A 7,589-nucleotide genomic window follows, 5' to 3' on the forward strand; every position below is an offset into this window, starting at 1 on the left:
CCAGGAATTCAAAAACGGGAAGTTATTTCATGCACGCCCCTTAGTACAAACGGACAAAAGGAATAATATGAATTTATTTGACGGCACCTCTTTCAAACTAGCGATTACACTAACAACGTCCTTATTTTTGATCTCCTGTGACGGCAGTGGTGAACTGCTCAGCACCAACACCAACACCAATAAAGCCCCAACCTGGCAAAATGCAGAAGCCTCGATTACTCGCCATATCATTAGGTCACAAGTCGATGGCGCAAGGGATGTTGACTATGCAGATATCGATGATGATGGTGATCTGGATATTTTATTAGCGCCTGACAATGATGTCACCGTTGCTTGGTATGAAAACGACGGTGCAATTCAGCCGACGTTTACCGCCCATGCAATCTCGACGGTAGGCCGTGAAGCTCACGCCGTCTTGGCCGTGGATATTGATGGCGATGGCGATCTTGATGTAATTGCGACTGAGGACAACACCGTAGCCTGGCACGAGAACAACGGCGCAGCGCTGCCGAGCTTTACCGAACATGTCATCACGACCCACTCAAAGTCTCAATCGGTTGCCGTTACGGATATCGATGGGGATGGGGATCTAGACTTGCTTTCGGCCTATGAAAATGGTGTCGCTTGGCTCGACAATAATGGGGCGGCACAGCCGAACTTTACTGCGCACCAGCTCTCGTTCGATACACCAGCCCTATCAGTGACAACAGCCGATATGGATGACGACGGGGATATGGATGTGCTGTACGTATCCGAGGGTTTTGAAGTTGACACATTTGCTTGGCTCGAAAACGATGGGCAGCCACAGCCGGGCTTTACCGAACACGTCATCACAACAGAACCGGAGCCGGCCTTTACCGGAGACTTGATAAGAGGCACGGTTGATGGTGCGCAATCAATCACAGCAGCGGATATCGACGGTGATGGCGATATAGATGCCTTGTTAGCGTCACGCGGGGGTAGCACTCTCGCTTGGTACGAAAACGATGGCGAGCAGCAACCCAGCTTTACCAAGACAACGATCGCGGCGGTAACCGGTGGAACTCGCTTCGTCACGACTGCAGATATGGATGGCGACGGTGATTTGGATCTAGTGTCGGCGTCGCAACAGAGCGACACTGCCGCCTGGTACGAAAATGATGGCGCAGCACAGCCAAAATTTGCCGCCCATGTGATCTCGACGATATCACATGGGGCCACATCCGTAGCCATTGCCGACATTAATGGCGACGGCAGCCTAGATGTATTGTCGTCGTCGGAATTTGGCGGAACCTTAGCCTGGCACACACTGAAGTTAAAGCAGCAAGGTTTTGTCGCTGAAGGTGCAACCTACTCGGCAGCTGAAACCGCCACCGCTGCCGATAGTGGTCCCTTAACTTATGCAATCAGCCATGGCGCCGATGCCGCATTCTTCAGTATTGACAGCTCTACAGGTGAAGTCACCTTCAACGCCGCACCTGCCACTAGCGCGCCGGGAGACGAAAATGAAGATAATGTTTATGAGGTTTGGATCTCGGTGACTGACGGGCTCTTCACGTTAAACCGGGCATTGGCTGTAACAGTCTATGTAGACGACGGTGATATTGACGACGATGGCGTTGCTGATATGGATGATGCTTTCCCGTATGACCCTCGCGAAACAACCGATACGGACGGCGATGGCATTGGTAACAATGCCGATGCCGATGATGACGGGGACAGTGTGCCCGATGCAGAAGACAACGCGCCCTTGGAAAACGGCGGCTACAATGCCCCTGTTTGGCTAAACGCCGATATCGCCCAAATGAGGCATGTTATTAGATCGCGCGGTGCTGCTACTATTTTTTCTGCAGATATAGATAGCGATGGCGATCTGGACGTATTGACCGTAACCAAGGGACTTTTTAGCCCGACAACCATTGCATGGCACGAAAATAATGGCACAGCGCGGCCAACGTTTATCGAGCACGAAATTCTAGTAGAGTACTCTTTGGGCGCGGTCACCATTGAGGATATCAATGGTGATGGGCACTTAGATGTGCTGGTGGTAGCCTCGTCTAACGTGGCTTGGCTCGAAAATGATGGCGCGAATCAACCAAGCTTTACGAAGCATACGATCAACACGGATTCTAAGATTCAATCTGTCACAGCAGTGGATATGGATGGCGATGGCGATCTAGATTTACGGTACACGTTACAAGTAGATAACGCTGTTTTTTGGTACGAAAATGATGGCACTGCACAACCGAGCTTTACCACGCCTGTGACCTCGGCCGCTAATGAGCCCCGCTTCGCTACCACCGTAGATCTTGATGGCGACGGGGACTTGGATTTATTGTCGCCTATTTCCTCCGAAGACACCGTGGCATGGTACGAAAGTGATGGCGCAGATCAACCGAGTTTTACGCTACATACAATCACCACGGCGGCCTCTTTGGTTGCATCTGTCACGGCAGCGGATATGGATGGTGATGGCGATTTGGATGTACTGTCCGTGTCACGCGGGGATAGCACTCTCTCTTGGTTCGAAAACGACGGGGCCGCGCAACCGAAATTCAAGGAACATGTCATCACGAATACATTTAGGGGGCACCCATTCATTAGCACTGCGGATATTGATAACGATGGTGATCTTGATGTGATTGCCGGCATAGCTTGGTACGAAAATAATGGAGCGGCGCGATCAGGCTTTACCCCGCATCCGATCGCGGCGACGGATATCACGCCGCAGTACCGCTTTGGGTTGGGCTGGATCGGCGTGGATGCGAATGGAGCCATCGCCATTCCAGTAGACATAGATGGCGATGGCGATCTAGAAATATTATCGACGGTTCGATCAGATTTTTTCCTGAGTGGTGTTTTGGTTTGGCGCCCCACAACTCAAGCTAATTATTCAGTGGTCGAAAATGAGAATATCATTATCACTGAACTAGCATCCGATATAGACGGCGATATACTGACGTACGATATTGCCTCTGGTGCGGATGCAGCGCATTTCACGATTACCCCATTAACCGGTGAGTTAAGCTTCACAGCCCCTCCCGTCGCCTCACCGCAAGACGCAAATGGTAATAATGTTTACGAAGTCTGGATATCTGTAACAGACGGAATTTCTACACTCAATCGCGCCATTGCGGTGAAGGTGACTAGGCAGTAGCCCCAAAAAAGGTTCTTAGGGGCGCGCACGAAATAAGTTGCTGGCATTTGGGTTTTTGGGTGCTTGCTTAACGAGGCGAAAATATGGCGTAATTGCCGGCTATTGCAAATATTTTTAACGAAGGCAAGCGTGCACCCAGGAATTCAAAAACGGGAAGTTATTTCATGCACGCCCCTTAGCTTGGGCGAATTAAACTCTCCCCATATACCTAGTGGCGGTTAACACACTATTGCCAGTAGTGATTGAGCGGTTTCAATCAACACACTAACTTCTTCGCTAGCGGATTTTATTTTAAGGTGATCCGCAAAACCTAGTCGGGCACTCATGACCAACCAAAATACAGCGCTCACAAAACCTACAACACGCCATAACATTGATTTTGCCCATTTCAGCGCAAAAGTAATCGACAGTACATAAAAAACAAAACCGGCTAATTTGGACGATGCCCAGCCATTAACAAAAGGATAAAGATTGAGCGGATTAGTAATAACAAGATAAATAAATGTGCCTACAAATAATGTATATAAAATATGAGGCCCGATTTTAAGTATTTTATGATTAACCTTATTGGAACCTTTTACCGTGAGCACAAAGTTAATGACAAAGAAGATAAAAGTCAGCGCAATAATGGTTAAGTGTGTATGTTTCACAAGTATATACATAGCGTAATTCCTAAAAATGTATTTTTAATGAGTATTTAGGATGGGAGTATATCCTGTGCGGTAATAAAAAGACTCAAACTAGGGCTTTTTTATTACCGCATGCGGCACAGCGCAGTGTTTGCGGCTGTCAGCTCAAGCAAGCAACCGCTATACGAAGCGCGCTCGCAGGACTGGAGGTGTCAATAGCAAAGCATGCCATCAGATAGACCAGCCCTTTCAAGGTGGTTTTTAACCATGCATTGGGTGAATGTAGCACGAGTTTTTTGACGACAGCGCACTAATGAAAGCCTTTGGCCAATCTGGAGCCGGTGTTTTTATCGTGCCTACGGCAATCGAACAAGAAGTAATTAATCAATATCAAGTTGAATCCGTAGGTAAAACAGACGACGTACGTGAACACTTTTATGCTATCTCACCCGAGCGAACCATCTCCAACCCCGCCGTCGCAGCCATTACCGAAGCCGCCCGTGGCTGGCTCAAACAATAACATGTAAAACAATAATTATGCTTTCATAAGGGCGCTAAATATAGAAAAATACTGCTATTAATTTTGGTATAACGGGACTTTCAGTTGGCAACAAAAATTTCTTTAAATATACCTACACTTACCCTGCGATAAAACCACCCGTGTAGGCTTGGCTTTACTGCATTGCCTTACAGTATGATTGTTGCTGCTGTGCGGTTAATGTATATACTTGGGCTCTGCACCTAGCAGGGTCACTGTGTAGTCCAAACCTACTTGCTCTGGCGATTGAAGGGTACTGTAATCGGCATCGTAATATAAAAGTTTGGTGGGGTTATTGACTACCACCAAAGAAGCCTCTTCGGTGGTAGTTAGCGTGGCCGTGGCGTAGCCTTCTATTAATGGAATGTAGCGGGTTTGCTCTGTTGCGGCATCGTAAACACTGAGTGTCGCGATAAAGCCGGTGGCGGTATTGTCTGCCGCAACAACCTGCACTTCCACTGTACCATTCAATACTGTTAGCGGGTTAATATTTGCACCGCCGTACATGGGCTTTTTATAGGGTATAACTTGGTATCGGTTGCCGCCTAACGCCTGCCAATTGGCATAAGCTCTATCAATAAAATTGGTTGAAGCATGCCTACGCGGCGGGAAGCTAAAGCTACTGTGGTTAATATCTAAGTATGCCATACGCGCCCAATAACGCCCCAATACATACTGCACTGTTACGGGGGCTATAATGCGCTGTAATACATGCAGGGGGGTCTCGTTATTATGCCGGTGCTGCCGGTGTAAATCAGGCACTATACTTTTACCCAAGCGAGCAATGCCATCGGGGTTGTGGGTCAGGTAAGTTAAAAATGGCCACGCCATGTATTCGTTTTCTTTGTGTACTATTGTTAAATAGGATAGCTCCAAAATATTAGATGGGATCCGATTAATCTCTTCACGGCCAAGACCCAGCTTCTCCATCAATTGTTGGTAAGCGGGGCTGGTTAAATAGGCATCCGTTACCCACTCGGCCACGGTCTCCATCCAACCATTAGTACTACTTTGGCTAGCCCAGTTATATTCGCTATATGTTAAGGCGTGGCCAAATTCATGCACCAATAGCTGTAGGTTTTTAATGCCCCGACTATCGTACACGAACTTACCGCCTCGCTGTGTTTGAATAAAGCCTAACCCCGCACCCGCATCAGAGAAGAATTTACCAGCCGCTCCATCACCTTCTATTTTTGTGCTATAAACATTCATTTTATAATAGGGCCCGTCATTACTGTAAACCGATAAAGACGGCGAGCGAAACCCCACATCATCCACAAAATAGGTATAGGCGCTCTCCAAATATTCCAACCCTAATAAAATGTCTTCAGTGTTTTCATAGCTCAAAACATTTTGGTCAATGGAATTATTAGAATAAACACGGAAACGGGCGGAATCGGTATATTGTGCATTTTGGGTATTTAAACCTAAATGCGTGTATTCATTGGTAACAGCAATAAAAGGGGCGCCGGCAGGTGGTGGCTCTGGCGGTGCTTGGCCGGCTAATGGATTGGGTGCTGCATAGCGGTTATCGCCAATACAGCCACACAACATTAATGCGCTGGCCATACTGCTACAGCGTAAAATATTTATTAAGTATCGCATTTTTAGTCCTACCCTATAGCCTACTAAAAGCCATTATTCCCGCGTAAAAAAAAACCATCGGTGCATCGCCAAGCCCTTAACCGCCATTAAAAGCAGTTAGCGCCAAAACCATCCAGCCTTAATGCCTCGGGATGTACCATTTCCTGTTTAATTTGCTTAGCGACGTCACAGGTAATGCGGGTATTATAAAGCTGAACCTCATCAAGCAGTGGATTCGCCGATAAATCGATATATGAAATATTACTTCTTGGTATCTTAAGCTGAAATAAGTCTACATTGTGAGTGATATCTAATTCGCTAATGGGGTTGTTTGTTATATTTAACCGCTGTAGCTTTGTGAAAGTTGATAAATCAAGGGTATTTAAATTGTTATTTGTGAGGTCTAGTATTTCTAATTCAGGCTTCTCGCCCCAAGTAATATCTGTGAGCGCGCCACGCTCAGCATCCATAACCTTTAAAGCTGAGTTGTGACTTACATTAAGAGTGGTCAAATTGGGCTCATTTTGAAACTGTAAGCGACTTAATTTAGGATTATTAGCCAGGTCTATCGTATTAATGCCTGAACCGTAAATAATCAGCTCATTAAGCTCGGGCAATAAGCTTAGATCTATATCCCCCGTAAAAAATCTTTCACTAATAAATAACGACTCCAATTTTGGTAAATTTGAGAGATCAATAGCTTCTATTTTATTCAAGAAAAAAGATAATTTTTTTAATTCGGTATTCGCTGATAAGTCCAGCGTGGTGAGCTCTGTATATTCAACCCAGAGCTCTTCTAGCTGAGGGTTGCGGCTTAATTCAATTAATTGCGGCATGCTTCCACTCAGCGTTAAACCTTTAAGTTGTGGCACACACCCCATATCCACCACTTGCATGTCTAATTGCTGGGGCTCGAAGTTTTCCAATTGGTTCAATTGCTCTATGCCGCCTAAATCACTGATGGGCTGCTGGCAGGCAAGGCTAGTCACCTCATCGCTCATTATTTTACCTGTTGCCATCACACAGGCTTTTAAGGCGTCATCGGCAAAGCTTAAGCTGGCGAGGGTTTTATTTTGCGTAGTGCTACCACAGGCGCCCATGCTACTGCTGGTGCCCGTTGCGCTGCTCATAGCCATATCGCTGCTAACAGCCATTACACTACTATTACCACCGTTAACGGGGCCGCCTTCGCAAGCCGCCAATAAAGCAGTGGCCGCCAGCATGGGTGCGTATACGCCTATTTTTATATTCATAACTTGTTCCTTTAAAAGTTATTTTTTTTGGATTTACCCTATAAAACACCGCTGGGGCCATTGTCCTCATACCTTTTATTTTATTAATGCGTTAATAAAATAAACCGTGCGGCCTGTCACACATCAACTTACTGGTGTAGCACCCGGCAAATATAACAAATGATCCATTGATTGTGGCGCAGAGTACTTAGGACGAGGTAATAATGGGCAAAAAACGATCACCCGCTCCTGCCTCTATGCGTTATCCCAATTAGCCGCTTCCATGTGGCGATGAAATGTCTAATAAGGTGCCTCCTACCCCGATGCGCGACCCTAATGACCTACGTCCGCATCAATGTCATTAACTTAAGGGACGAGGAAACAACATTTCATCCACTAATGCTTGATATCGACTTCCTTACCTTCGTTGCTCAAAGCGTTACATGCCCCGGCATGCGCCCCTTTAAGCG

The 7,589-nt window shown here is 46.6% G+C and carries 5 protein-coding genes; 2 read left to right on the plus strand and 3 right to left on the minus strand.

Going from position 1 to position 7,589, the window contains the following annotated elements; all coding sequences use genetic code 11:
• Window positions 1-67: 67 nt before the first annotated feature.
• Window positions 68-3,136: an FG-GAP-like repeat-containing protein gene (locus tag AC3A8L_RS18015; protein ID WP_487963663.1), complete on the plus strand. Its 3,069-nt coding sequence runs from the start codon at window positions 68-70 to the stop codon at window positions 3,134-3,136.
• 218 nt (window positions 3,137-3,354) lie between these two features.
• Here AC3A8L_RS18015 and AC3A8L_RS18020 read toward each other — a convergent pair whose 3' ends face one another.
• A complete protein-coding gene (locus AC3A8L_RS18020; protein WP_487963664.1) occupies window positions 3,355-3,798 on the minus strand; it encodes a SirB2 family protein in 444 nt (147 codons plus the stop codon).
• 280 nt (window positions 3,799-4,078) lie between these two features.
• Here AC3A8L_RS18020 and AC3A8L_RS18025 point away from each other — a divergent pair, with 280 nt between their 5' ends.
• A complete protein-coding gene (locus AC3A8L_RS18025; protein WP_487963665.1) occupies window positions 4,079-4,285 on the plus strand; it encodes a hypothetical protein in 207 nt (68 codons plus the stop codon).
• A 195-nt stretch (window positions 4,286-4,480) separates the two neighbouring features.
• Here AC3A8L_RS18025 and AC3A8L_RS18030 read toward each other — a convergent pair whose 3' ends face one another.
• Both AC3A8L_RS18030 and AC3A8L_RS18035 read right to left on the minus strand, forming a co-directional pair.
• The gene (locus tag AC3A8L_RS18030) at window positions 4,481-5,908 is read right to left on the minus strand and encodes a DUF6055 domain-containing protein (protein WP_487963666.1); all 1,428 of its coding nucleotides are present in this window, start codon (window positions 5,906-5,908) and stop codon (window positions 4,481-4,483) included.
• Window positions 5,909-5,994: 86 nt separating this feature from the next.
• Complete coding sequence (locus AC3A8L_RS18035; RefSeq protein WP_487963667.1) at window positions 5,995-7,140, minus strand: leucine-rich repeat domain-containing protein; 1,146 nt, start codon at window positions 7,138-7,140, stop codon at window positions 5,995-5,997.
• Window positions 7,141-7,589: the final 449 nt, after the last annotated feature.

This window comes from Marinagarivorans sp., from assembly GCF_982758155.1.